At 62.2% G+C, this 26,614-nt stretch carries 22 protein-coding genes and 1 pseudogene; 15 read left to right on the plus strand and 8 right to left on the minus strand.

The window, feature by feature from the left end; all coding sequences use genetic code 11:
• Both APH42_RS23005 and APH42_RS23010 read right to left on the minus strand, forming a co-directional pair.
• A pseudogene (locus APH42_RS23005) lies at nt 1–561 on the minus strand (glycosyl hydrolase family 5); the annotation flags it as partial.
• Between the two features lie 4 nt (nt 562–565).
• Nucleotides 566–2,092, minus strand: a complete 1,527-nt coding sequence (locus APH42_RS23010; protein WP_012272361.1) for an O-antigen ligase — start codon at nt 2,090–2,092, stop codon at nt 566–568.
• A 95-nt stretch (nt 2,093–2,187) separates the two neighbouring features.
• On the opposite strand from APH42_RS23010, the gene APH42_RS23015 reads away from it, so the two are divergent.
• From APH42_RS23015 to APH42_RS23070, 11 genes are all read left to right on the plus strand, one after another.
• Nucleotides 2,188–3,564: an oligosaccharide flippase family protein gene (locus APH42_RS23015; RefSeq protein ID WP_012272360.1), complete on the plus strand. Its 1,377-nt coding sequence runs from the start codon at nt 2,188–2,190 to the stop codon at nt 3,562–3,564.
• A 236-nt stretch (nt 3,565–3,800) separates the two neighbouring features.
• Nucleotides 3,801–5,267, plus strand: a complete 1,467-nt coding sequence (locus APH42_RS23025) for a GMC oxidoreductase (RefSeq protein ID WP_060494286.1) — start codon at nt 3,801–3,803, stop codon at nt 5,265–5,267.
• A 104-nt stretch (nt 5,268–5,371) separates the two neighbouring features.
• On the plus strand, nt 5,372–5,989 hold the full coding sequence (locus tag APH42_RS23030) for an acyltransferase (RefSeq protein ID WP_012272358.1): 618 nt from the start codon (nt 5,372–5,374) through the stop codon (nt 5,987–5,989).
• Nucleotides 5,982–6,938, plus strand: a complete 957-nt coding sequence (locus tag APH42_RS23035; RefSeq protein WP_012272357.1) for a glycosyltransferase family 2 protein — start codon at nt 5,982–5,984, stop codon at nt 6,936–6,938. Before APH42_RS23030 ends, APH42_RS23035 begins: the two co-directional genes overlap by 8 nt.
• Before the next feature lie 8 nt (nt 6,939–6,946).
• Nucleotides 6,947–7,471 (plus strand): serine O-acetyltransferase, encoded by a 525-nt coding sequence (locus tag APH42_RS23040; protein WP_012272356.1) that lies wholly within the window; start codon nt 6,947–6,949, stop codon nt 7,469–7,471.
• A gap of 5 nt (nt 7,472–7,476) precedes the next feature.
• Nucleotides 7,477–8,454: a glycosyltransferase family 2 protein gene (locus APH42_RS23045; RefSeq protein WP_060494287.1), complete on the plus strand. Its 978-nt coding sequence runs from the start codon at nt 7,477–7,479 to the stop codon at nt 8,452–8,454.
• A 9-nt stretch (nt 8,455–8,463) separates the two neighbouring features.
• Nucleotides 8,464–9,468, plus strand: coding sequence for a VirK/YbjX family protein (locus APH42_RS23050; protein WP_060494288.1), 1,005 nt, complete (start codon nt 8,464–8,466; stop codon nt 9,466–9,468).
• A 49-nt stretch (nt 9,469–9,517) separates the two neighbouring features.
• The gene (locus APH42_RS23055; RefSeq protein WP_012272353.1) at nt 9,518–10,720 is read left to right on the plus strand and encodes a glycosyltransferase; all 1,203 of its coding nucleotides are present in this window, start codon (nt 9,518–9,520) and stop codon (nt 10,718–10,720) included.
• Complete coding sequence (locus APH42_RS23060; RefSeq protein WP_012272352.1) at nt 10,717–11,904, plus strand: glycosyltransferase family 2 protein; 1,188 nt, start codon at nt 10,717–10,719, stop codon at nt 11,902–11,904. The genes APH42_RS23055 and APH42_RS23060 overlap by 4 nt, the downstream gene beginning before the upstream one ends.
• Entirely contained in the window at nt 11,904–12,656 is a 753-nt protein-coding gene (locus APH42_RS23065) for a WecB/TagA/CpsF family glycosyltransferase (RefSeq protein ID WP_060494289.1), read from the plus strand. Before APH42_RS23060 ends, APH42_RS23065 begins: the two co-directional genes overlap by 1 nt.
• 177 nt (nt 12,657–12,833) lie before the next feature.
• Complete coding sequence (locus tag APH42_RS23070; protein WP_060494290.1) at nt 12,834–14,255, plus strand: undecaprenyl-phosphate glucose phosphotransferase; 1,422 nt, start codon at nt 12,834–12,836, stop codon at nt 14,253–14,255.
• A gap of 10 nt (nt 14,256–14,265) precedes the next feature.
• Here the strand turns inward: APH42_RS23070 and APH42_RS23075 are convergent, their stop codons facing one another.
• Nucleotides 14,266–15,207: a LysR substrate-binding domain-containing protein gene (locus APH42_RS23075; protein WP_012272349.1), complete on the minus strand. Its 942-nt coding sequence runs from the start codon at nt 15,205–15,207 to the stop codon at nt 14,266–14,268.
• A gap of 146 nt (nt 15,208–15,353) precedes the next feature.
• Here APH42_RS23075 and APH42_RS23080 point away from each other — a divergent pair, with 146 nt between their 5' ends.
• Nucleotides 15,354–16,730, plus strand: a complete 1,377-nt coding sequence (locus tag APH42_RS23080) for an L-serine ammonia-lyase (RefSeq protein ID WP_060494291.1) — start codon at nt 15,354–15,356, stop codon at nt 16,728–16,730.
• A gap of 69 nt (nt 16,731–16,799) precedes the next feature.
• On the opposite strand, the gene APH42_RS23085 is transcribed toward APH42_RS23080, so the two are convergent.
• The 4 genes from APH42_RS23085 to APH42_RS23100 all read right to left on the minus strand — a co-directional run bounded on the left by APH42_RS23085 (nt 16,800) and on the right by APH42_RS23100 (nt 21,468).
• Nucleotides 16,800–17,477: a DUF3313 domain-containing protein gene (locus APH42_RS23085; RefSeq protein WP_012272347.1), complete on the minus strand. Its 678-nt coding sequence runs from the start codon at nt 17,475–17,477 to the stop codon at nt 16,800–16,802.
• Nucleotides 17,478–17,646: 169 nt separating this feature from the next.
• Nucleotides 17,647–18,942: an FAD-binding oxidoreductase gene (locus APH42_RS23090; RefSeq protein WP_060494292.1), complete on the minus strand. Its 1,296-nt coding sequence runs from the start codon at nt 18,940–18,942 to the stop codon at nt 17,647–17,649.
• Between the two features lie 13 nt (nt 18,943–18,955).
• On the minus strand, nt 18,956–20,044 hold the full coding sequence (locus APH42_RS23095) for a polyamine ABC transporter substrate-binding protein (protein ID WP_060494293.1): 1,089 nt from the start codon (nt 20,042–20,044) through the stop codon (nt 18,956–18,958).
• A 65-nt stretch (nt 20,045–20,109) separates the two neighbouring features.
• Nucleotides 20,110–21,468, minus strand: coding sequence for a glutamine synthetase family protein (locus tag APH42_RS23100; protein ID WP_012272344.1), 1,359 nt, complete (start codon nt 21,466–21,468; stop codon nt 20,110–20,112).
• 183 nt (nt 21,469–21,651) lie between these two features.
• Between APH42_RS23100 and APH42_RS23105 the strand changes: the two genes are divergently transcribed.
• The gene (locus tag APH42_RS23105) at nt 21,652–22,551 is read left to right on the plus strand and encodes a helix-turn-helix domain-containing protein (RefSeq protein ID WP_012272343.1); all 900 of its coding nucleotides are present in this window, start codon (nt 21,652–21,654) and stop codon (nt 22,549–22,551) included.
• A 59-nt stretch (nt 22,552–22,610) separates the two neighbouring features.
• Entirely contained in the window at nt 22,611–24,521 is a 1,911-nt protein-coding gene (locus APH42_RS23110; protein WP_060494294.1) for an AAA family ATPase, read from the plus strand.
• Nucleotides 24,522–24,559: 38 nt separating this feature from the next.
• Here APH42_RS23110 and APH42_RS23115 read toward each other — a convergent pair whose 3' ends face one another.
• Complete coding sequence (locus APH42_RS23115) at nt 24,560–25,945, minus strand: aldehyde dehydrogenase family protein (protein ID WP_060494295.1); 1,386 nt, start codon at nt 25,943–25,945, stop codon at nt 24,560–24,562.
• Nucleotides 25,946–26,052: 107 nt separating this feature from the next.
• Between APH42_RS23115 and APH42_RS23120 the strand changes: the two genes are divergently transcribed.
• Nucleotides 26,053–26,614 (plus strand): LysR family transcriptional regulator (locus APH42_RS23120; protein WP_156352861.1); only part of this gene is annotated, 562 nt, incomplete at its 3' end.

The following is a 26,614-nucleotide window of genomic DNA, read 5'->3' on the forward strand; positions in this document are numbered from 1 at the left end:
CTTGTAGGGGAATGCACGCAGCTCGGACGGGTTGCCGCGCTCGAAGTAGACCTTGGCCAGTGGCGGGTCGAAGCGCATCTCGATGCGCCGGCCCTGGTCGGCCTTGCCCCACGTCCAGCCGCGGTTGTCGGGCAGCAGCTGCGGGGCGCCCATGTCGCCGGCGATTTGCGCCGGGTCGAACTGGAACACCATGCCGCCTCCCATTACACCGCGCTGCTGGCTGTGGGCGTCGAGGTCGAAGGCCCAGCTCAGGGTTTGCGCCTGTTCCTTGCGGATATCTGCCTGCAGGTCGAAGTCCAGTTCCTTGTTCTTGCCCTTCAGCGTGTAGTGGTAGGGGCCATTGACCTTGAAGTCGGTATAAAAGCCAGTCCAGCTCCAGTTGGCGGCCCAGAAATCGAACTTGGCCTTCATCACCGGGCCGCCACCGCGTGTCACGGTAGGCAGGCCATTCTGCTCATCGACACTGACCTGCCAGTCTGAGCCCCAGCCGGCCAACGGTAACAGGGCCAGGCCGGCAAGGGCCGAAAGGCGCACGAAATGACGCAAGGTAAGCACGTTCATGAAATTACCTGGGTAGTAGGCCGGGTTCGGCCAGTTCCATGGCCTGGCTGTTGTGCAGCCGGCGCACCATCTGGATGTAGGCCACGCCCAGCCCGGCGACTGACCAGTACACCACCGGGATGAAGGTGATGCTGCTGACGGTGAAGATGATCACCAGAATGCCGATCAGCGTCGCCAGCAACACCCGGCCGAGCTGTCTTCGCTCGTCATCCTTGTCGGGGAAGCTGAGCATGGCTCTGCGGATGCCCCTCAGCACCACGGCAAAGAACGCCACGAACAGGCCGAGCCCGACCAGCCCGACCCTCAGTGCCAGGTTGATGTAGGTGTTGACGATGTCGATGATGCCTTCGCCCTGGATCATCGACTGCATTTCCGGGGTGTTGCGGAAGTCGAACGAGCCGAACAGCGGGTTGCGCTGGATGACGATCCAGGAGTTGTCCATCAGTCGCTCGCGGTAGGTGATGTTCTCTTTTTCGATGTTGCCGATGTACGGCAGCAGGTCCAGCACCTTGTCACCGCCAGGCACGACGGTCAGCAGCGGCAACGCCAGCATGCCGGCCGCGCCTAGCAGCGCCAGACGCTTGACGGCGCCTTTGCCCAAGGCAATGAACACCACCACGATGACCACTACGCCGATCCACGGGCCACGCGATAACGGCGCGAACAGCCCGGCGGCCAGTAGCAGGGCGCCCATGGCCCTGTGCAGCGGGCGCTGCACATAACCCTGGACGAACAAGAACAACCCAATCGCCACGCTCATCACATAACCCAGGGCAATCGCCTGGCCGGTGGTGACGCTGGCCCGCAGCGCGCCGCCGCGGCTCAGGTAACCGGACATGCTCCATGGCACGCCCATGGCGTCGACCAGGGCGCTGTACAGCAGCCAGTGGCGCACATATTCAGCCACGGCAATCAGCGCCATGACGAAGGCGGTGAGCACGAAGGCCAGCAAGGTGTCCTTGAAGTCGCTGATCTGGCGCAGGCCACGGCTGGCCACGTAGTACGGCAGGAACACATCGACATACAGGTACAGCGCCTGGCGCAGGGTGTCGGTGGGCGTGGTTTCGCGCAAATACAGCACGCTCATCAGCACCAGGCCGGCCGCCAGCAGCTTGTCGGCCCAGGTGCGGCCAAAGCGCAGCGTGTCAGGTTGGCGGCGTAGTTGCAGCGCGGCCGGCAATAGCACACACAGGGTCAGCAGGCGGATGTGGTTGAGGTCGACCAGGTAATTGACCACGCCAAACCCCGGCACCTGCACCGACGCTGGCGGGATCAGGAACAGCAGCATGTAGAACAGCGCCATGGGGTTGTGCTCGCGGCGCCCGGCAAGCAGCAAAATGACCGCGCCCGCCCCCAGGTACAGCCAGAAGCTGTGAGAGGCAAAGGCCAGCACGGTCAGCAGGAACCACAGATTGCGCCGGCGCTTGTAGTCGCCAAGCGGAATCAGGTCGGTGGCAGGCCGCCGCGCCAGCAGGAAGACCACGCTCGCCAAAAACAGGATGACGATCAACGCACGAAAATGTTCAGGCATCGGCTATGTACACCTTTCCTTCGGTGGGCAACGGCTAGCATCGTGGCTAATTGAAACTATAGTGACTTTTAGCCAATCAGTCAGAGAATGAAGTCATGCCGTCGATTGATGCGTCAGCCACTGCGAGCCTGCGCAAGCGGGCCCTGAACGCCGGGTCGTGGAACCTGGTCTCGCAGGTGGCTTCTCAGGTGATGCGCCTGGGCGGCAATCTGATCATGGCCCGCTTGCTGCTGCCGGAAATGTTCGGGGTGATGGTCATTGCCACCACCGTTTCGGTACTTCTGCATCTGCTTTCCGATGTCGGCCTGCGGCAGAACATCATCCAGAGTCACCGAGGTGACGACCCGGATTTTCTCAACACCGCCTGGACCGTGCAGATCATTCGCGGTTTCCTGCTGTTCGCCCTGACCCTGCTGCTGGCACTGGGCGCCTGGTTGGCTCAACTGGCCGAGCTGTGGCCAGCGGACTCTACCTATGCCGCCCCGGTGCTGCCGATGGTGCTGGCGATAACCGGGCTGTCGGCGGCCATCTGGGGGTTCCAGTCCACCAAGATAGATGTGGCTGTACGAACTTTCCAACAAAAGCGCGTGGTGCTGGTCGACCTGGCCTCGCAGGTAGCCGGCCTGGTGGTGATGCTGGTGCTGGGCTTGCTGACCCACTCGATCTGGGCACTGGTGGTCTCGGGCCTGGTGTCGGCGGTGGCCTGGACCGTGCTGGGCCATACCGCCCTGGAGGGGCCGAACAACCACCTGCGCTGGGACCGCACGGCGCTGACCGAACTGATCGTGTTTGGCCGCTGGATCTTGTTGTCGTCGATGGTCGGCGTGTTGGCCATGTACGGTGACCGCATCTGGTTTGGCGCCAGCATGTCGGCGGCGCAACTGGGGGTGTATTCGATTGCGGTGCTGATCCTTGGCGCGGTGCAGACAGCGCTGATGAAAATAGTGGGCGCCGTGGCGCTGCCGGCGTTCAGTGAAGCGGCCCGGGCCGACGACAAGGAACGCCTGAAAGCGCTGTATCACCGCTTCCGCCTGCTGGTCGACCTGCTGGTGCTGTTTATTTGCGGTGGTTTTCTGACCGCCAGCCCGCTACTGATCGGCTGGATGTACGACGATCGCTACCGTGAAGCTGGCCCGATGCTGGCAATTCTTTCGCTGTCGTTCATCGTTATGCGCTATACATTGGCTCATCAGGTGTGGATTGCCTTGGGCCTGACCAAGTATCAGGCCATGGACAACATCATTCGCCTGGTCTCGCTGTGGGGGCTGCTACCGCTGTTGCTGGCGATTGGTGGTGTGGAGTGGGCGATCTGGGGGGTTGCCCTGCATGCCGTGCCAACGCTGGTGCTGGTTGTGTATGTGAACTGCAAACTGGATATGTTCAGCCTCAAACGTGAGCTGGTGGTGCTGCCGATGTTGCTGGTCGGGGCGCTCTGCGGGGCGTTGCTGACGGCCTTTTTCGACTGGCTGTAAAGCGGCGCGCTGGGTGTAACTTTCATGGGTACAGGTCACGGGATCATGGGGAAGCTCACTTTTTGTACTGCGCAATTGGGCCGTAGAGGCTTTCTCCAGAGTTGTGTCTTGCTCGGTGTGGGTGGCGCGGTGTTTGGCGCCTCGGCGGCCGTTGCTGGCAAGCCGCTCGAAAAGCCTGGGTTCGTGGTCATCAACGGTTGGGTATTGCCGTCCCGTTATTTCCGGAACGAGCCAGCATGATCAAGGACTATCAGCAGCAGAAGGCGCTGCGCGACAACTACGATTTCTGCATCATCGGTGCCGGGCCGGCGGGCATTACCCTGGGCTTACGCCTGGCCGCCGCTGGCTGGAACGTGATGCTCGCCGAAGGCGGTGGGCGCGAATATGCGCCGCATTCGCAAAGCCTGTACGCCTGCGCATCCACGGGCCTGGAGCTGTATCCCGAGGAAACTCGCCTGCGCTATCTGGGAGGCACGTCCAACCACTGGGCAGGGCGCTGTCGGCCGTTCACCCCTTCGGACTTTACCATCGCCCCTCCGGGTGATTTACCGGGTTGGCCTATTCCTTATTCGGAGATCGAAGGTTACCTGCCGGCAGCCATGGATATCGTCGACCTGCCTGCCGGCTCGGATTTTCGCGCCATGAACACCGGCCTGGCGGGTGGTGACTTCGAGGCAGATCGGTTTCTGCTCAGCACGCCGACACGCTTTGCGCAAAAGTACGCCACGGCACTGGAGCAGACCAAAGGCCTGGACGTGTTCATCAACTGCAACTGCGTGGACCTTGAGTTCGACAAAGCTTCCGGCCACCTGGCGGCGGTGGTGTTGTCCGACTATGAACGCAATCGTCAGCGCCTGGTGGCCAGAAACTTCATTCTGGCCACGGGGGCCATCGAGAATGCCCGGCAGTTGCTTAACAGCGAGACGCTGGTGGCGGCCGGTGTGGTGAACAAGGAAGGGCTGGCCGGCGGGTGTTTCATGGAACACCTGAACATCGACCTGGGCACCTTCATCCTCAAGTCCGGGCAGGACCCGGAGCCCCGCCAGTACTACACCACCGATGCCTTCGTCGACGAGTACAAGGCCGGTAAAGGCAATGTCACCGCCGCTTTGCTGGCGGATGTGCAAACCTATGGCCGTACTGCCGAGGTCAAGCACTTTCTGGAGAACCTGGCCTGCGACATGGGGGTTGCCAGCAAGGTCGCCTTCGTCGCCAAGTTCAGCTGCCCTGGTGACGGCGTGATCAGCACCATGATCGAGCAGTTCCCCAACCTGCACAGCCGCATCTCGCTGCTGGAGGAAAAGGACGCACTGGGCGTAGCCAAGGTCAATGTCAACTGGGCGCTCAGCGCCGATGACCGGCATACCATCAAGTGCATTGGCAGCGAACTGGCCAAGCAGTTCGCCGACATGGACCTGGGCTTCGTCAAGCTGAACGACTTCGTTTATGACACCTCGATTCCGCTGAAAATGGCGCCCCATGCCCACCACATGGGCACCACGCGCATGGCCGCTTCGCCGCAGTTCGGTGTTGTCGATGCCAATTGCAAAGTGTTCGGCACCGAAAACCTGTATGTCGCCGGCAGCAGCATCTTCGCCAAGGGCGGCGCTTCCAACCCGACCATGCCGCTGTTGCAATTTGCCGTGCGGCTGGCCGACCACCTCGATAGCAAGATGAGAGCGGCCAGCGGCGCCGCTGCGTGATGCAGGTTGTACATGGGTTGAGTGCGCTGCGGTCAGCACCTAGAAGAACGAGACCGGAACGCCTCAGGACACTCCAGATTGTTCGAATCGCGAGGCCAGGCAGTATGAAGGGATGGATACGCAAGGCAGTGGCGCACTATGCCCATGCAACGGGGCGAGGGGGCAGGTTTTACAGGAGGTTCTGCAACCCTTCCGGGCTTGAGTGGGGCGCCTACCTCGCCAAGTGGGGTAATTTTCACTCGGTCGGCAGCAACTTCTTCGTCAACACAGGCTGCAAGTTTCTTGACCCTTCGCTGGTACGCATCGGTAACAGCGTGGGGTTGTCCGACTGCACGTTGATCGGTCATGACGGGGTGGTATTGCTGATCGAGCACCGCTTCGGCAAGCACCTCGATTCGGTTGGCTTCATCGATATCAAGGACAACTGCTTCATCGGCCATGGTGCGATCGTGATGCCCCGCGTGACCATCGGGCCAGAGTCCATCGTAGCCGCAGGGGCGGTGGTGACCAAGGATGTGCCGCCAGGCACCGTCTATGGTGGTAACCCGGCCGTGTTTATCTGCACGACCGAGCAGTTGATTCAACGGGTCGAGGCACGTTGCGAATCCTACCCGTGGATCGACCTGGTGAAGCAGCGCAAGGGAGCCTACGACCCGGAAGTTGAACCGTTGTTGATGGCGCAGAGGCGCCAGTATTTCTTCGGGGACAGCAAGAATGGGTAGCAAACCCGTGGACGTCATGGTGGTCAACTTCAATACTGCCGGGCTGCTGCAGCCGATGTTCGATGCGCTGCGCCGGGCCGATAGTGAACGGCTGGCCAGTTACCTGGTGGTGGACAATGCCTCGCGCGATGACTCGGTGCAGCGCATGGCCCAGGTGTGCCCCGAGGCACTGCTGCTGAGCAACAAGCAAAACGTGGGTTTTGGCCGGGCCAACAACCAGCTGCTGGCGCACCTCAAGGGCAAGTACGCCTTGCTGCTCAATACCGATGCCTTCGTTGCCGCCGACTCCCTGCAAAAAACCCTCGACTACATGGATGCTCACCCGGAATGCGGCGTGTTGGGGGTGCGTCTGGAGGGGCGCGATGGTGATTTGCAGCCCAGTTGCCGTTACTTCCCCACGCCGCTCAATGTGTTTGTCGGGCGTACCGGGCTGGGCCGCTTCTTCCCTGGTTTGAAGATGGTCGACGAAATGAACTGGGACCATGCCTCGGTGCGCGAGTGTGACTGGCTGCCTGGCTGCTTCTACCTGGTACGCCGCGAAGTGCTCGACACGGTGGGTTTGTTCGACCCACGCTACTTCCTTTATTACGAAGAGGTGGACCACTGCAAACGGGTGAAGGAGGCTGGCTGGAAGGTGGTGTTCTACCCGCATACCACGGTGGTGCACATCGGTGGCGAAAGCTCCAAGTCGGTGGCGGAACTGGAAGCGGCCAGCCGGCAGATCTCGTCCTACCAGATCGAAAGCGAGTTGCTGTACTTTCGCAAGCATCACGGGGTGGCGGGGCTTGCCCTGCACATGCTGTTGGTCACCCTGGGCGACCTGGTGCTGGCACTCAAGGCGCTGTTGAAGCGACGCGGCTGGGGCGCGATACAGGCCTGCTGGCGTCATTGCCGGGCAACCTGGTCACTGTTGTACAAGACCCGGTACGCCAGCCAACCGACAAGGTAGGTGGAGCCATGTTCGAGAATATTCGGGCCGACCTGCGGGCCCATGGCGGGGATTGGGGCGCCCAGGGTTTCTGGGTATTGCTGGTGTACCGCTTTGGCCGCTGGCGCTATACCGTGCGCCCGGCACTGCTGCGCAAACTGTGCTCATTGATCTACAAAGTACTGTTCAAATTCGTCCAGATCATCACCGGTATCGAACTGCCTTGCGAAGTGGTGATCGGGCGCAACTTCGTCATCGACCATTTTGGCGGCATTGTCGTCAGTGGCTATGCCCGCTTTGGCGACGACTGCCGCATCCGCAACGGCGTGGTGGTGGGCCTGAAGAATGTCGAGGAGCCGATTGCCCCGATATTCGGCAACAACGTCGATATTGGCACCGGTGCCAAAGTGCTCGGCAGCATTCGCATTGGCAACAACGTGATCATCGGCGCCAATGCTGTCGTGCTGGTGGATGTGCCTGACAATTCTTTGGCGGTGGGGGTACCGGCCATCATCAAGGCTCGGCAACCGGCTGCTGCAGCGCCAGTCGAGTGAGGCCCATGGCGACTGTGATCGGTGTGGTAGTGATCGGCCGCAATGAAGGCCAGCGCCTGGAGCGCTGCCTGCGTTCGTTGGCCCAGGGGGCGGACAAGGTCATGTATGTCGACTCGGGTTCCACCGACGGTTCGCTGCAGTTGGCCGCCAACCTGGGGGTGGAGGTGCTGGCGCTGGACATGAGTACCCCGTTCACTGCGGCACGTGCTCGCAACGAAGGCTTCGCCGCCTTGCAGCAGCTGTTGCCACAGATGCAACTGGTGCAGTTCGTCGATGGCGACTGCGAGGTGGATGCCAGTTGGTTGGCCACCGCGCAGGCATTTCTTGAGCAGCACCCTGCAGTGGCGGTGGTGTGTGGTCGCCGGCGTGAGCGCTTCCCTCAGCGCTCGGTGTACAACCTGCTGTGTGACCTTGAATGGGACACCCCTGTTGGTGAGGCCAAGGCCTGTGGCGGCGATGCGCTGATGCGCGCAGATGCCTTTGCTGCGGTTGAGGGCTTTCGCTCTGACCTGATCGCGGGAGAAGAGCCAGAGCTGTGCGTGCGTTTGCGGGCCTACGGTTGGAAAGTCTGGCGCCTGGCCGCCGAAATGACCCTGCACGACGCCGGCATGACCCGCTTCAGCCAATGGTGGCGGCGTAGCCTGCGCGCTGGGCATGCCTATGCCGAGGGTGCCTACTTGCATGGCCAGCCACCCGAACGGCACTGGCTGCGCGAGTCGCGCCGGGCCTGGATATGGGGGCTGGGCATACCCGTGTTGATCGTACTGGCCTGCCTGGTGTCAGGCGGCTGGGGCCTGCTGTTGCTGTTGATCTACCCACTGCAGGCGCTGCGCCTGGCCCGCCGTGGTGGCAAGTCGGCGCGCGAGAACTGGCTGCAGGCGGTGTTTCTGGTGTTGGGCAAGTTCCCGGAAATGCTCGGCCAGCTGAAGTTCCTGCGCCACCGCCTGGCGGCTGGTAAATCGGCTTTGATCGAGTACAAGTGAGAGAAACCCATGATGCTCGGCACCCTCGTGAAAAGCGTGTTCACCTTGCAACCGGGTTACTCGTTGCGGGCGTTGCACAACAAGTACAAGTTGACGCGGCAGGTCGCCAGGCAGTGGCCTGAGCTGAACGGGTTCATGCGGCGCATGACCTCGGCGCTGGGCCCGGATGGTTTGCATCGGCTGGGTGTGGATTGCATTGGTGTCGTGCAATGGCCTTACATCAGCCAATGTTGGGAGGCCCCACAGCGTTTGGATGTGGTGGCTACGCACTTCGAACTGGTGGCTGGGCAGTTTCCGGCGTTGTTACTGCTGGGGCGCGACGAAAGCCTGCGGCTGTGTGACCTGTCCAGCCATTCGCCGGGCTGCAGCCTGGTGCTGGACCGGCCGATCTGGTTCAAGCGCGAAGGCGAGCTGGTGTTGAACCTGTTCCAAGGCGACCTGCGCGTGGCATCCCTGGCCTTTACCCTGGGCCATGGCCAGGGTGGACCAAGCCTGTTTATCGGTGCGGTGCAGGGCATCCATAAAGGCATCGACAGTGAAACTTCGCTGGCCATCTACCGCGACCTGACCAAGGACTTCGAAGGGCTGCGCCCACGCAGCCTGCTGCTCGAAGCATTGAAATGCCTGGCCAGGAGCTTGGGTGTGACGCGGCTGTATGCCGTAAACGATACCTGTCGACACCATCGACACCCGTATTTTGGCAACGACAAGGGCCAGGACCTTGCAGCCAACTATGACGTGATCTGGCAGGAGCACGGCGCCACCGCGTCTGACCGTGAGGACTTTTTCACCCTGCCGCTGGCCCCGGCGCAACGGGCGCAAGCCGACATCCCGGCGAAGAAACGGGCGATGTACCGCCGCCGCGAGGCGTTACTCGACGATGTTTTTACCCGCTTGCAGGCAGCATTGCCAAGCAGCAATCACAACCTTGGACTACAAGGAAAACAGGGGGATGCATTTGCTGTGAGTGCATCGGCAGTGGACAGACCTCCCGTGGTCGACAGCCTGAAGTGAAGGTTGCCAGGGAAGGTACGTCATCAAGCGGGTTTGGATCTGGATTCGTATGCGCATTGCTTACTTCATCAATCAGTACCCGAAGGTCAGCCACAGTTTCATACGTCGCGAAATTCTGGCGCTGGAGCGCCAGGGGATGGATGTGCAGCGTATAGCGCTGCGCGGGTGGGACGCCCAGGTGCAGGATGCCGAGGATGCAACCGAACGGGACAAGACCTGCTACGTACTGCAAGGCGGGCTGAAGGGGCTGCTGGGGCCTACGTGGCAAGTGCTGCGTGCGCAGCCGCGGCGGTTTTTCCAGGCGCTGTGGCTGGCCATGCGCCTTGGTTTACGGGCCGATCGTGCCTGGCCCTACCATCTGGTCTACCTGGCCGAGGCCTGCCAGGTGCTGCAGTGGTTGCAGGCAGGGGAGGCGACACACGTGCATGCACATTTCGGTACCAACTCTACTGAAGTGGTGATGCTGGCCAACGTCCTGGGTGGGCCGGCTTACAGCTTCACCGTGCATGGGCCGGAAGAGTTCGATAAACCACAGTTCCTGCACATGGGTGAGAAGGTGCGGCGTGCCGCCTTTGTCGCGGCGGTAAGCTCGTACGGGCGCAGCCAACTGTACCGGTGGGTGGCCCACGAGCATTGGGGCAAGGTGAAGGTGGTGCATTGCGGCCTGGAACGTGGTTTCCATGATGTGGCGCCGGTTAACGTGCCTTGCGCACCACGCCTGGTGTGTGTCGGGCGCCTTTGCGAACAGAAAGGCCAGTTGTTGCTGCTTGAGGCGGCGCACCGCCTCGCGGCCCAATCAATCGACTTCGAGCTGGTGCTGGCAGGTGACGGGGAAATGCGCGAGGAGATCGGGGCGTTGATTGCCCGACACGGCCTGCAGGCGCAGGTGCGCATCACCGGCTGGATCAGCAGCGCGCAGGTGCGCGAAGAAATCCTTGCCGCCCGTGCGCTGGTGCTACCCAGCTTCGCCGAGGGCTTGCCCGTGGTCATCATGGAAGCCATGGCCTTGCGCCGACCCGTGCTGACTACCTATGTGGCGGGTATCCCTGAGCTGGTACGCCCTGGCGAGAACGGCTGGTTATTCCCTGCCGGTGCCGTGGACGAGCTGGCGGCAGCCATGGCCGACTGCCTGGCGCAACCGGCCGAAGTGCTGCAGCACATGGGCGAAGCGGCCTACCAGCGAGTCTTGCAGCGGCATGACATCGACACCGAGGCGGCCAGGCTGGCCGGCTATTTCAAGGCATACGCATGATAAGTGTATTGGGTTGGTTACTGGGCCTGCTGGCGATCATCGTCCTGGTGCCGGTGTTGGTGCTGTTGCTGCAGGTGTTGCTGGCCTGCCTGCCGGCGCGGTCGAAGCCCCAGGGCACTGGCGGGCGCCCGTCGGTAGCGGTGTTGGTGCCTGCCCACGATGAGGCTTCGATCATTCGCGCGACGTTGGCCAGTATTGTCCCGCAACTGCTGGACGGTGACCGCTTGCTGGTGGTGGCGGACAACTGCTCGGACGACACTGCCCAGCTCGCGCGAGAGGCTGGTGCGCAAGTGGTCGAGCGCTACGATACGCGTTTGCGCGGCAAAGGCTACGCCTTGGACTTTGGCGTGCGTCACCTCGCTCAGCGGCCACCCGAAGTCGTCATCGTGGTGGATGCCGACTGCCAGGTGGGCGAAGGGGCAATCGACTGCCTGGCGCGCCGCTGCCGCGAAGTTGCCCGCCCAGTACAGTCGCTGTACCTGATGCGTGCCCCGGCAGGTGCTGGGTTGAAGGTGCAGGTGGCCGAGTTCGCCTGGCGCGTCAAGAACCTGGTGCGGCCACGCGGCTGGTCGCGCCTGGGCCTGCCATGCCAGCTGATGGGTGCAGGCATGGCGTTTGGTTGGCATGACCTGAGCCTGATCAACCTGGCCAATGGTCACCTGGTCGAGGATGTGAAGCTTGGCCTGGACCTTTGCCAGCAGGGCAAGCCCCCTGTGTTCTGCCCCGAGGCATTGGTTACCAGCCAGTTTCCGCTCAGCCAGCAAGGCCTCAACAGCCAGCGCACGCGCTGGGAGCACGGCCATCTGGGTTTGATGCTGGCCGACGCGCCCAAACGGGCGCTGGCTGCCATTACTCAGCGCAACGGCAGCCTGGCGGCCATGACCCTGGACTTGCTGGTGCCCCCCCTGGCGTTGCTGGTGTTGGCCTTGCTCGGGCTTAACCTGCTGGCCTGGCTGGCGTACCTGCTGTTTGGCCTGGCGGCACCGGCGTGGCTGGCACTTGCCGCCTTGGCCATGCTGGGCTTGGCCGTGGTGTTGGCCTGGGCGCGTTTCTGTCGTGAGCTGATACCGTTCTCGGTACTGTTGTACGCGCCGTTCTACGCGGCCAGAAAGGTCCCCTTGTACTTGAGTTTCCTGATCAAGCGCCAGGTTGAATGGGTGCGTTCAAAACGGGATGACGACTGATGGCACAGTGGCCACATCGCTGGAAGCGTGTTATCGAAAAGCTGGAAGTGGTCGTCGACGACGCTGCCGCGCAGCACCTGCTCGAGCGCCTGGCCACGCCGGAGTCGGCCACCGTGCTGGGCTTCGTCAATGCCCATGCGATGAATCTGGTGGTGCGCGATGGCGCCTACTGCGGGGCACTAACTGCCGCGGATGTGCTGCTGCGTGATGGTTCTGGCATGGCGATCCTGTATCGCCGGTTGGGGCTGGAGCCTGGGCTGAACATGAATGGCACCGACTTCATTCCCCGCCTCATGGCTGCATACCGTGGGCGCAAAGTCGCTTTCTGGGGCACACGGCAACCTTATCTGGGCCAGGCGGTACAACGCTGTGAAGCCGAGTTTGGCATTGTGCCGGTGTCAGTTCACGATGGTTTTGCCAACGTTGAAACCTATCTGCAGCTGGCCCGCGAGCAGCAGCCCGAACTGATCGTACTGGGCATGGGCATGCCCAAGCAGGAAGCGGTAGCGGCAGAATTGGCAGCCATTGGCGTGCCCTGCCTGATCGTCTGCGGCGGGGCGATTCTGGACTTTCTCGGCGGCAAGGTCAGCCGGGCCCCCGAGTGGTTGCGGCGTCTGGGTGGCGAGTGGCTGTACCGGTTGTTGCGCGAACCCAAGCGCCTGTTCCTGCGTTATGTGGTGGGTAACCCGCTGTTCCTGTTGCGCACGTTGTTGTACCGGCGGGCGGCGGTTTCGGCCAGGCGCACCGTATGAATCGGCCAAAATGCGTAGCAGCGGCGATTCCGGGCACGCCAGCGGCGGGTGGCTGCTACAGTGAGATCAATGGCTTGGGGGCCCCGCGAACCTGCTTCACTGGCTTTGCATAAGCTGGTTTCAAGACTTGCTGTTTGATGGAAGGCACTTGCTACGCTCAAATTGATGAGGTCTGAAATGGTTTTCGAACCCAGAAGCAGTCGTTCCTTACTCCAGAGAAGAAGCAGTGTCAGTAACGCCATTCAGGCCGGCCTCGATGGCATTGCCGTGACCGGTATCGCCTGGTACCTGATCTACGACCAGTTCGGCTACATCACCTCCGATTACGTGATCATGCTGCTGTTGCTGATTGGCGCACTGGCCGTGATTTATGATCATTACGCCATTTATCGCACCAACGTGGGGCTTTCGATCAAGGCCTTCCGCCTGTTCAAAGCCTGGTCGGCAACCTTTTGCTTCCTGGTGGTCATGGCCTTCCTGACCAAACAGAGCGAAACCTATTCGCGGCTATTGGTGGGGCAGCTATTCGTCATTGGCTATATCGCCCAGTTGTTTTTGCATTTTGCCGTACGCGAACTGCAAAAACGCTTTAGCGCGCATGCGCGCCTGGACAATGCGCTGATCATTGGCGCCGGCGACCTGGCCAATTTCCTGTACCAGAAGATCAGCAACAACCCCTGGTTTGGCGAGCGGGTGCTAGGTTGTGTACTGATCGACAAGGCCGATGAGCAGGGGCGCGAGAATGCCGAGGGCAAACAGCGCCTGCCAGTGTTGGGGCACATTGCCGACCTCGACGAACTGGTGGCCCAACATGCAATCCGCACCGTGTACCTGGTAACGCCATTGGGCGGCTCCGAAGTCATCAATGACGTGTATTTCAAGTTGCTCGACAAGTGCATTGCGGTCAACTGGGTACCGGATATCTTCTCGTTGCGCCTGATCAACCACAGCGTGCGGGAAATTGCCGGCATTCCGGTGCTGACCTTGTCGGAAACGCCGCTGACGGGCATGAGTCTGTTCTTGAAAAACCTCGAGGACCGGGTGCTGGCAGCCTTGATTCTGCTGTTCGCATCACCGGTGCTGTTGGCGGTTGCGTTGGCTATCAAGCTCGACAGCCGCGGCCCGGTGTTCTTCCGCCAGGAGCGCACCGGTTGGACAGGGGAATCATTCCGTATCTGGAAATTTCGCAGCATGCACGTTCACCAGCCAGAGAATGGCGAGGTCAAACAGGCGCAGAAAAACGACCCACGGCTCACGCGTATTGGCGCGTTCATCCGCCGTACCAGCCTGGATGAACTGCCGCAGTTGTTCAATGTGCTGACCGGGGAAATGTCGCTGGTCGGGCCCAGGCCACATGCCTTGCAGCACGACACCTTGTATTCGCAGGATATCGTCGACTACTTTGCCCGCCACAACATCAAGCCCGGCATGACAGGCCTGGCGCAGGTGCGCGGGTTCAGAGGGGAGACCAAAGACATCGAGCAAATGATCCAGCGGGTGGACTCGGACATCGAGTACATCAACAACTGGTCGTTGTGGCTGGACTTCGTGATCCTGGTGCGCACGCTCAATGCGTTCACAGGTAAACAGGCCTATTGAACCTGTTGGGCTATTCCTTGTTCAGCGGATGCAGCTCCCTGAACACACGCGCTTCCTCCACCAGCCAGTCATGCACTGCCCGCGCGCCTGGCTGGTTCAAGCCACCTGGCGGGTAATGCACCACATAACGCTTGTGGTTGGCGATCGGCACACCAAACGGCACGATCAAAGCGCCGCGCTCCAGTTCGTCGTTGAGTAGCGTGCGCCGGGCGATCGCTACGCCGATGCCGGCAATCGCGGCCTCGATGGTCAGGTGGTTGCGGTTGAAGGTATGCCCACGCCGCACATCCAGCCCGACGGCGCCAATGCCTTCCAGATAGAACTCCCACTCGGCATATTCCGAACTACCGCGCCAGGCAGTGATGTCGTGCAGCAGCGGGTAGTGCGCCAGATCGGCGGGCCCGTGTAACGGCGGGCGCCCGCGCAACAGCATGGGTGAGCACACCGGGAAGATCTGCTCGTCCAGCAGTGGCGTCGAGAGCATGCCGGGGTAACTGCCATCGTTCAGGTCGATGGCCAGGTCGAAGTCACCCGGGGTCAGCGCCTGGGCGCTGTCTTCGGCTACCAGACGCAGTTCGATATCCGGGTAACGCTGTTGAAAACGCGGTAAGCGAGGTGTGAGCCATTTGGCCAGGAACGAGGGGATTGAACGGACGCGCAACGTGCCGCGAATTTCTCCTGCGTCCAGCCGCAGCAGCTCGGCCTCGATGCTGCCATAGGCCTCGGCCACAGTCTGGGCGAGGCGTTGCCCCTCGGCGCTCAGTTCCACGCCCCGCGCTCGACGCAGAAACAGCCGATAGCCCAGGCGTTCTTCCAGCTGACGCATCTGCTGGCTGACCGCGCCCGGGGTGATGTGCAGTTCTTCGGCGCAGCGGGTGAAGGACAGGTGCCGGGCTGCGCAGGCGAATACATGCAGCCAGACGAACATCTGACCATTGAGTTGTCGTCGCATCGTTTAGTACCACTAAAGCCTTGCTTAGAAAGTTTCGTTGGTCATCCGTGAGTCAGCGCGTCAGTATCGCGCAAAATCGCAATATCGCTCAATTTCTTCAGACAACCGTACTGTGGATGCATATCAGGGTACGGTCAGGCATTAGCATGGCTATCAGTGTTTTCGACCTTTTCAAAATCGGCATCGGGCCGTCCAGTTCTCACACCGTCGGCCCGATGCGGGCTGCCGCTACCTTTGCCCAGGCCCTGCGCGAGCAGGGGCTGCTGGCGCGGGTAACGCGCGTGGAGGTGCGGCTGTATGGCTCGCTGTCGGCGACCGGGGTTGGCCATGCCACCGACCGTGCGTGCCTGCTTGGCCTGATGGGCCAGTGGCCAGACCGCATCGACCCAGCCACTATCGAATCGCGTATAGGCCAGGCCCTGCAGGAGCACTGCCTGATGCTCGATGGCAGCCATCCGCTGGCCTTCGAATATGGCCGTGACATGCTGCTGCTCGACGAGAGCCTGCCTTATCACCCCAATGCCATGAGCCTGGAGGCCATGGACGGGCAGGGTAGCCTGTTGTGCCAGACGTATTATTCGGTGGGCGGCGGTTTCATCGTCGAGCAGGCCGAGATCGATGCGCCGGCAGGCGAAACGAATGCAGTGCGACTGCCCTATGAGTTCGACAGTGGCGCCCAATTGCTGGCTTTGTGCAAGGGCCATGACCTGAGCGTGGCGCAACTGATGATGGCCAACGAATGCGCCTGGCGCCCGGAGGCCGAGGTACGGGAAGGGTTACTGCGCATCTGGGCGGCCATGCGTGAGTGCGTGGCGAACGGTCTGCGCAATGAGGGCATCCTGCCAGGCGGCTTGCACGTCAAGCGTCGCGCCGCGCGGCTGCACCGCAGCCTGCAGGAACTGGGCAAGCCCAACGTGATTGGCTCGACCCTTGGCGCCATGGAATGGGTCAACCTGTTCGCCCTGGCGGTCAATGAAGAGAATGCCGCCGGTGGGCGTATGGTTACCGCGCCCACCAACGGTGCCGCCGGTATTATCCCGGCGGTATTGCACTACTACATGAAGTTCAATCCCAACGCCTGCGACGCTGATGTCGTGGACTTCCTGCTTGGCGCAGCGGCAGTCGGCATCTTGTGCAAGAAGAATGCATCGATCTCCGGTGCCGAAGTGGGTTGCCAGGGGGAGGTCGGCTCAGCCTGCTCGATGGCCGCTGCCGGCCTGGCGCAGGTGCTGGGGGCTACGCCGCCGCAACTGGAAAATGCGGCCGAGATTGCCCTGGAGCACAACCTTGGGCTGACCTGCGACCCGGTGGGCGGCCTGGTGCAGGTGCCGTGCATCGAGCGCAATGCGATTGCTGCAGTCAAAGCGATCAACGCTGTACAGATGGCGCTGCGGGGAGATGGCGAGCACTTCATCTCGCTCGACAGGGTCATCCGCACCATGCGTGATACCGGTGCGGATATGCATGCCAATTACAAGGAAACCTCGCGCGGCGGTTTGGCTGTTGCGTTTGTTGAGTGCTGAGTTTTAACGCAGTCGCTTGCAGGCGTGCTCCTGCAAGCGACCGCATTGAACAACCGGGTCAAAACCGCATCAGCGAGCTTTCTGCTTCGCCGCCAGGAAGCTCGCACGCATGTCCTTGGCCCAGCCATCGAGCACTGGCTTGACATCATTCAAGGTCAGCTTCTGGGTATCGTTTTCCAGCTCCTGGCCGGTACCTTTGCGTACCACCTGGGCCAGTACCTTCTGGCTGGCACCATCGAGGAATGCTGCTTCCACGCCGACATCCACCTCCTGATCACGGCCACCCATGGCGGTGTTCACCCCCGCCGAAATCAGCGCGATAGGGATCACCTCGTACGGCTTGAGTCCCTCGTTGCTGGTAGACACCGCGGTGATTGCAGGGCGCACCACGATCACCCCGGGGCCTGGCCCCTTGGCCAAGGGCACTACGCTACCCATTTCACGGCGCAGAGCTTCATTGAAGTAGCGGGTGATCTCCTGCAAGGTCTGCTGCGAGATCACCGCTGTCGGCTGCGGCTTGGGGTAGAACTGGCTGGGCTCGATGAACACCTGGCTGTACTGGTTGACGTTGACCTTGGGGTCGATCCAGCGCATTACCGGGTCACCCGACGGGCTCTTGGCCTCCTGCAGCCGGCTGTAATCCTTGAGGAAGCCGGAGTAATCCTTGGGGTCCACGCGATTGCTGGAGCAAGCGGCCACCGCAAGCAGGGCGGCGCACAACAGGGTAATGCGAGGCAGTGATTTCATGATGAAGAGGCATCCTTGAGAGGTCGGCCTCAACAACGCTAGCAGGTGCGTGACAGTTGGCCAGTGGGTTTAATCCCAAGTGCTCGCCTTGGATCATCTGGTGCCTGGAAGACCGAGCGCCGCCCGCGCGGCGCTCGATCTCCCGGGCGCCGCAAAATCCACCCCGAACTCACCCCAGCGCTTCGCGCAACCGGTACCACAGCATGCCCAGTGCCAGCAACGGCGAGCGCAATGCCTTGCCGCCAGGGAAGGTGAGGTGCGGCACGGCGCTGAACACATCCAGGCCGTGGCTGTGACCAAGGGCGATGCTTTCTGCCAGCAGCTTCGCTGTCCAGTGCGTCACGTTCAGCCCGTGCCCGGAATAGCCCTGGGCGTAATAGACGTTGGGGTGCTGGTTCAGGCGCCCGACCTGGGGGAAACGGTTGGCGGTGATGCCGATCATGCCACCCCATTGGTAGTCGATGCGCACGTTGGCCAGTTGCGGGAATACCTTCAACACCTTGGGCCGCATGTACGCGGCAATGTCCTTGGGGTCACGCCCGGAATAGTGGCAGGCCCCGCCAAACAGCAGGCGCCGGTCGGCGGTGAGGCGGTAGTAGTCCAGGCCGACCTTCTGGTCGCACAGCGCCATGTTCTGCGGGATCAGGCTGCTGGCCAAAGCTTCGGGCAAGGGCTCGGTGGCCACTACATAGCTGCCGGCCGGCAGCACCTTGCCGCTCAGGCGCGGCTCCAGCTCGTCGAGGTGGGCGTTGCAGCCCAGTACCAGGCTGCTGGCGCGCACCTTGCCACGGGCGGTGTGCAGGGTCACGCTGGGGCCGTGCTCGATGCGCAGTACCGGGCTTTGTTCGAAGATGCGCACCCCCAGGCTGTGGGCTGCGCGGGCTTCGCCCTGGACCAGATCAAGTGGGTGCAGGTGGCCCGAGCCCATGTCCACCAAGCCGCCAGCGTACTGGTCGCTGGCAACGACCTCGTTCAGTTGCGCAGCACCGACCAGGCGGGTTTCATGGCGATAGCCCAGGGCGGCCAGGTCGTCCTGCTCATCCTTGAAGGCGGCGAACTGCGCCGCTGTGTTGGCCAGCTCGCAAAAGCCCCAGCGCAGGTCGCAGTCAATGCCATAGCGGGCGATACGGTCGGCCACCAGCTCCACCGAATCGATGCCGGCCTGCTTGAGGTAGCGCACACCGTCCTGGCCGACATGCCGGGCAAAGCCGCTGACATCATGGCCAATACCGCGAATCAGCTGGCCGCCATTGCGACCACTGGCGCCCCAGCCGATGCGCCGGCCTTCCAGCAGCACCACCGAGAGGCCGCGCTCGGCCAGCTCCAGGGCCGTATTGACCCCGGTCAGCCCGCCGCCCACCACGCACACGTCGGCTGTCAATTCGCCGTCCAGGCTAGGGTAGGGTGCCGCGTCGCGCGCCGTGGCGGCGTAGTACGAAGCGGTGTGTTGGTTGTTCAAAGGCATGGGCGTTCTCGACTCAGCGGTTGGACTTGATCTTGCTCCAGGAACGGGTCATGACGCGCATGATCTTCGGGCTCGGGGTGCTGGAGATGTACAGTTTGTCCAGCACCTCCTGGGGTGGGTAGATTTCGGGGTTGTTCACCAGCGATGCATCCATGTAGGCGTTGGCGTCCGGGTTGGCGTTGGCATAACCGACCGTGGCGCTGACCTTGGCAATCACCTTGGGGTCGAGCAGGTAGTTGATGAACGCCAGGGCTTGCTCGGGGTTGTTGGCGTCCTTGGGGATGGCCAGCAGGTCGAACCACAGGTTGCTGCCTTCCTTGGGAATGCTGTAGGCCACCTTCACGCCGTTTTTCGCCTCCACAGCGCGGTTGGCGGCCTGGAACACGTCGCCGGAGTAGCCGAACGCCACGCAGACATCACCGTTGGCCAGGTCGGAGACGTACTTGGAGGAATGGAAGTAGGTGATATAGGGGCGCAGTTCGAGTAGACGGGCCTCGGCCTTTGCATAGTCGCCCAGTTTTTCGCTGCGTGGGTCCATGCCCAGGTAGTTGAGGATGGCCGGGAACAGTTCGTCGGGCGAGTCCATGAATGCCACGCCACACTGCTTGAGCTTTTTCAGGTTTTCCGGCTCGAACAGCACCGCCCACGAATCGATATGGTCCACACCCAGGGCTGCCTTGACCTTGTCGACGTTGTAGCCAATGCCATTGGTGCCCCACAGATAGGGTACGGCGTACTGGTTGCCGGGGTCATTCTGTTCAAGCTGCTTGAGCAGCTTGGGGTCCAGGTGCTGCCAGTTCGGCAGCTTGCTGCGGTCCAGCGGCAGGAAGGCACCGGCCTGGGCCTGGCGGGCGAGGAAGTGGTTGGACGGCACCACCACGTCGTAGCCGGTGCGCCCGGCCAGCAGTTTGCCTTCCAGGGTTTCGTTGGAGTCGAACACGTCATAGACCACCTTGATTCCGCTGCTGGCCTGGAAGTCGGCCAGGGTGGTGTCACCGATGTAGTCGGTCCAGTTGTACACGCTGACCGAAGGGGTGGCGTGGGTGGTGGTGGCGAACAGCAGGGTGAATGCGGCGGGGATCAGGGCTTGCAGATGACGCATGGGGACACCTCGTTGGTCTTGTTCTTCGAGTTAGGTGCAGGGGGCTGCAAAGCCCCCATGGTGGATCAGACGCTCAGCATCAGGAATTCACGCTCCCACGAGCTGATCACACGCTTGTAGTTTTCGTGCTCGGCCCGTTTGACCGCCACGTAGCCCTGGACGAACTGCTTGCCCAGGTACTGCTGTACGGTCTCGCAGTCTTCCATGTGCTGCAGCGCGTCCTCGATGGTGATCGGCAGGCGCAGGTTGCGCCGTTCATAGGCGCGGCCCTGTACCGGCGCGCTCGGGTCGATCCGCTCCACCATGCCCAGGTAGCCGCACAGCAGGCTAGCGGCGATGGCCAGGTACGGGTTGGCATCGGCGCCTGGCAGGCGGTTTTCCACGCGCATCGCCTCGGGGCTGGACGTGGGCACGCGCAAGCCGGCGGTGCGGTTTTCTTCACCCCACTCGACGTTGACCGGCGCCGAAGTGTCCGGCAGGAAACGGCGGAACGAGTTGACGTTGGGCGCGAACATCGGCAGCAGTTTGGGGATGTACTTCTGCAGGCCACCGATGTGGTGCAGGAACAGCTGGCTCATGCTGCCGTCTTCGTTGGCGAAGACCGGTTTGCCGGTGGCGATGTCGACCACGCTCTGGTGCAGGTGCATGGCACTGCCCGGTTCGTCGGTGATCGGCTTGGCCATGAACGTGGCGGCCACGTTGTGCTTGAGTGCCGCCTCGCGCATGGTGCGCTTGAACACGGTGATCTGGTCCGCCAGGTCCAGCGCGTCGCCGTGGCGGAAGTTGATCTCCATTTGCGCCGGGCCGTCTTCGTGGATCAGCGTGTCCAGGTCCAGGCCCTGGATCTCGCACCAGTCGTAGACGTCTTCGAACAACGGGTCGAATTCGTTGGCGGCATCGATCGAGAACGACTGGCGGCCGCTTTCGGCACGACCGGAACGCCCCAGTGGCACCTGCAGTGGCAAATCCGGGTCTTCGCAGCGCTTGGTCAGGTAGAACTCCATCTCTGGTGCGACAATCGGCTGCCAGCCCTTGTCGGCGTAGAGCTTGAGGACCTTCTTCAATACGTTGCGCGGCGACAGCTCGATCGGGTTGCCTTGTTTGTCGAAGGTGTCGTGGATCACGATCGCGGTCGGCTCGATGGCCCACGGGATCTGGTACACGGCGGTCGGGTCGGGGCGGCAGACCATGTCGATGTCGGCAGCGTCGAGCAGGTTGTAGTAGATGTCATCGTCAACGTAGTCGCCGGTGACCGTCTGCAACAGCACGCTTTCAGGCAGGCGCATGCCGCGCTCGTGGAGGAACTTGGCGGTGGGCGCGATCTTGCCGCGGGCAATGCCGGTCAGGTCGCTGATCACGCATTCGACTTCGGTGATCCGGTGTTCTTTCAGCCAGGTGGACAGCTGATCGAAGGGGGCGTTCATACAGACCTCTTGGTTGGGTTTTAGTGTGGGAGCCACTTAGCTGACGAAAGTCGTTACACGGTTTCGAAGGCGCTGCGCTTCCCAGGTGACGCGCTGGAGACTATCTTGGTCGCAGCCCCCCGGGGCAATCTATCCACTTTCTCCAGTATCGAATGCACCAAAAGAGTGCATACAGGAAGATGCGTGACAATCGCCAATGCGTTGCAGGTCCAGGCTTTCCACACCACCGACGTCACCGAACAAGTGCGCGCCACCCCTGGGTGGCAGCAGCAGTACCGGCAGATGTCACCGGGGCATTTCAGCGGTGAGCTGCGTTGCCTGGGGCTCGATGGCGTGGAGGTGTACGAAGAGCGGCTCAACACCCGGGTGGAGCAGTTTTTCCGTGCGCCAACGGGTTCGCTGGCGTTCTGCTTCGACCGCAGCGAGAACAGCCTGTACCTGCTGAACGAACAAAGCCGCAATATCTGGATCACACCGGAGAACTACCAGGAGGTGGCGGTCGTGTTCGACCAGGCCTTCCTGGCCCGCCATGGGCTGGACCCGCAGCGCCTGGAAGGGTTGTTCATGGTGCCGCTGGGCAGCGGCCAGAATGCACTGTTCGGCAGTTGGCTGAGCGCAACGCTGACCCGGTTGGGCGAGGCCGATTGCCCGCTGCAGGGGCAGGCCCTGGCAGAACAACTGCTCGAAGACTGCTTGTTCATACTCGACAACGCCTGCCAGCGCTTGCAGGGCGTGGCTTTGGGGCGGCGCGACGAGGAGCGGGCGATCATGCGGCGGGTCAGCGAATGGGCGGCCGACTGCCCGGAGGAGACGCTGAACCTGGTGGAGTTGGCTGAGGTGGCCGGGGTTTCATTGCGCCAGTTGCAGCAGGCCTTCAAAGCGTTCACCGGCATGCCGCCTGCGCACTGGTTACGGTTACGCCGGCTCAATGGTGCGCGGCGTGATCTCTTGCGCGGGGGTGGGGTGACGGTGGCCGAGGTAGCAATGCGTTGGTCGTTTTGGCATTTGGGAAGGTTTTCAGAGAGTTACAGGCAACTGTTCAAGGAGTTTCCGAGCGAGACGTTGAAGCGGGGCAGGGGTTAAAACCAGCATTCCTCACTGAAAGTTGCTATCGTGCCGCCCTGTTTCCACCCGAGGTGCCGATGTTCTACCTGCCTTTGCCCAGCGACCAGGCCGACCGCCTCGCCAACGCGCCTGACAGCGACTTCTTCACTACTGCCAGCATGCTTGATGCCGCTGCGGTACTGTTTATCCAAAATCTGCCACGCCAGCCCGCCACCGCCTCGGCCGACGCGCAGGAGCGCCGTTTTGCCGAAATCGTGCGCATCGCCAACGAAGTCGAAGGCGTCGCGCCTGGGCGATTCCAAGGTCAGGTGGCGCAGCATTTCGATCATGAGGCGTTCGCCATGGGCCTGGGCATGCTCGGCGAAAATGGCATTGCGCTGCTGTCGGCCGAAGTGGCGTATCAGGCAGTCGAGCTGCTCGATGGCGAGGGCCAGTGGAACTTCCAGTTCGCCGACAGCTACCGCCAGCGTGCCACCCCGCTGCATCCGGTGCACCTGCCGTCGTTGGCCAGCGACCTGATGCTCAGCGACCAGCAGAACCGTCTGCTGCGTGAGTTCCTAAGTGGCGTCGACGAATCGGTGGCCGTGCAAGGCTTCGCCGGCACCGGCAAGACCTTTCTGATTCACCAGTTCGCCCGCCTGCTGGAGCCACAGCGCACGTTGCTGCTGGCACTGACCGAAGGCCAGTTGCGCGCCCTGCAGGCGCGGGTCAAGGACGCTTCGGCGTACACCGCGCTGACCTTCGGCCAGCTGGCCGACGAGCTGCTCAACCGCGACCTCACCAGCAACGGCTGGCGCCTGCGTGACCCTTATCGCACCAAACTGTCATGGCGCCCGCAGGACGCGCAGGTGGTGCGCTGGCTGGCCATCCCCGACATAGGGCCGCTCGCTGCGCGTGATGTGGTCGCCTTGTGCATCCGCGCCGTGCGCACGTTCTGCCACAGTGCCGATACCCAGTTGCAGTTGCACCATTTGCCCTGGGCCGGGCCGGGCACCTCGCCGCTGGATCAAGAGGTGCTGCTGGAAAAGGCCCGTTTGTACTGGCAGGAGCTGATTCGTCCGTCGGCGCGGGACATCCAGCTGCCGGTGCGTGACTATCACCGGGTGAAACTGTTGTCGCTGACGGATCATGTGATTGACAGCCGCTACACCCACGTCATCGTCGATGAGGCCCATGAGCTGTCTGCACCGATGCTTGCCGTGCTCGATCGCAGCCCGCAGTCGATCATTGCCCTGGGTGACGAACTGCAGAACCTCAACGGCCTCAGCCCGCATCATGGCAGCTTCATCCGCCAGCGCTGCATCGACCATTCGCTGCGCGCCGGGCCGGCAATGGACAACGTGCTCAACCCGCTGATCCAGGCGCACCCTGCCGCGATTCAGGCGGCCTTCAGTGGCAGCGCCGAGCATTACACCCGGGTCAGTTTCTTCGATACGGTGACAGTGCCGCAGCAGCCCACGGCGCTGATCGTCGACGACGAATGGGGCCTGTTTGGCTGGTTCCAGCGCCTGACGCATCAGGGCGTGCCGTTCATCTTGCTGAAAAGCGCACGTAAGGACTTCGAACTGTTCGTCGAGGACTGTATCGAGCTGTACCGCTACGGCACTCGGGCGCGCCATCCAATGCTGTTCCGTTATCCCAGCTGGCAGGCGTTGGAGCAGGACAAGGGTGACGACAAAGCGTTTCTCGCGGTGGCCAGCATGCTGCGCAAGGGCTATACACCGGAGCACTTCGCCAAGGCCAAGAGCCGTTACCGCTGGGACAAGGCGCCGAAATTGTTCCTGGGCCGGGTGCGGGATGTGAAGAACATGGAGTTTGCCCGGGTGATGGTGTCGCCAGAGCTGATGGTCGCGCCCCAGGTGGCCGGGAACCGCAATGAGCGGGCGCGGATGCTGGCGGGTTTGTATACCGCCTGTTCACGGGCGCGGCATGAATTGATCGTGCCGGGAGGGATGCTGGACTGGGTCAAGGACCAGGTTCGGGATTGAAGCAGTTGGGGCCGCGAAGCAGCCCCAATGCCTTTGAATCAGTTACGGTCCAGCCACACGGTCTGGGCATTGGTGAACTCACGCACACCAAAGTGCGACAGTTCACGGCCGAAACCGCTCTTCTTCACGCCACCAAACGCCACACGAGGGTCGGAGGCGCAGTAGCCGTTGATGAACACGCCACCGGTATCCAGCGCGGCGGTCATGCGCTCGGCCAACCCATAGTCGGCGGTGTAGATGGTCGATGCCAGGCCAAACTCGCTGTCGTTGGCCAGTTCCACCGCATGGTCGGCATCGCGTGCGGTGATGATCGCCGCCACCGGGCCGAACAGCTCCTGCTTGAATGCGGTCATGTCCGGGGTAACGTTGGCGAACACCGTGGGGGCGTAGAAGTTGGCCACGCCTTCGACCTTGTTGCCGCCCAGCAGCAGGGTGGCGCCTTCGGCCAGCGTCGCCTGGACCTGGCCATCCAGCTCGTCGCGCAAGTCATAGCGGGCCATCGGGCCGATGTAGGTGTCGTCTTCAAGCGGATTGCCGACTTTCAGCTGGCGCGTGGCTTCTACGAACTTTTGCGTGAATTGCTCGACAATGCTTGCTTCCACGATCAGGCGCTTGGCGGCAGCACAGACCTGGCCGGTATTCTGGTAGCGGCCGATCACCGCAGCCTTGACGGCAGCATCCAGGTCGGCGTCAGCCAGCACGATGAACGGGTCGGAACCCCCCAGCTCCAGCACGCACTTCTTCAGTGCTGCGCCGGTCTGGGCGCCAATCGCCATGCCGGCACGAACGCTGCCGGTCAGGGTCACAGCGGCGATACGCGGGTCGTTGATGGCGCGGGTGACGCCATCCGGGGTCACGTTCAGCACTTCGAACACGCCCTCCGGCAGGCCGGCGTCCTTGAACAGCTCACCCATAAGGTAAGCGCTGCCCATCACGTTCGGGGCGTGCTTGAGCACGTAGGTGTTGCCCGCCAGAATCGCCGGCACGGCGCCGCGCAGTACCTGCCAAACCGGGAAGTTCCACGGCATCACCGCCAGGATGGGGCCTAGTGGGCGGTATTCGATACGGGCTTTTTCCACCTGGGTTGGCTCGGCGGCAAGCATGGCTGGGCCGTGTTCGGCGTACCAGCGGCACAGGCCTACGCATTTGCTGACTTCACCGCGTGCCTGGGCAATCGGCTTGCCGATTTCGCGGCTGATCATTTGCGCGAAGGCTTCGGCCTTGGTTTCGAGGGTGCTGGCCAGGGCGAGCAAGTACTCGCTGCGCTGACCCAGCGACACCTGGCGCCACTGGCGGTAGCCAACCTTGGCACGTTGCAGCGCCGCTTCCAGTGCGGCGTCGGTGTCGAATGGGTAGGCGCCGATCTGCTCGCCGCTGTACGGGTCGAGGGAGATGGCGTGGGTCAGGCTGCTGATCGCGCTCATGGCGGGACACTCTCGTTGTTGTTAATCAATGACGCCAGACTAGTGGGCTATGGCTTTAATGAAAACTGAATAATAATGAGCGAAACATTCACGTTTGGAGAAAGGCTGTGGACCTGGTGCAACTGGAGATCTTCAAAGCCGTGGCAGAGCAGGGCAGCATCAGCGCTGCCGCGCAGCACATCCATCGGGTGCCGTCGAACCTGACCACGCGCATCAAGCAGCTGGAAGAAGACCTGGGCGTGGAGCTGTTCATTCGCGAGAAGAGCCGCCTGCGCCTGTCGCCTGCAGGCTGGAACTTCCTCGAATACACGCGCCGCATTCTGGACCTCGTACACGAGGCGCGGCTGACCGTAGCAGGTGAAGACCCACAGGGCACCTTTGCTCTGGGCTCGCTGGAAAGTACCGCAGCGGTGCGTATTCCGGCCTTGCTGGCGGCGTACAACCAACGCTACCCCAAGGTTGACCTGGACCTGTCCACCGGGCCTTCCGGGACCATGCTCGAAGGCGTGTTGTCTGGCCGCTTGGTGGCCGCGTTCGTCGACGGCCCGGTGCTGCACCCGACGCTGGAGGGCATACCGGTCTTTGAGGAAGAGATGATGGTGATCGCCCCGTTGAACCATGCACCCGTAACCCGCGCCCAGGACGTAAACGGCGAAAGCATCTACGCCT

This window comes from Pseudomonas sp. NBRC 111140, assembly GCF_001320885.1.
GTDB lineage: Bacteria > Pseudomonadota > Gammaproteobacteria > Pseudomonadales > Pseudomonadaceae > Aquipseudomonas > Aquipseudomonas putida_P.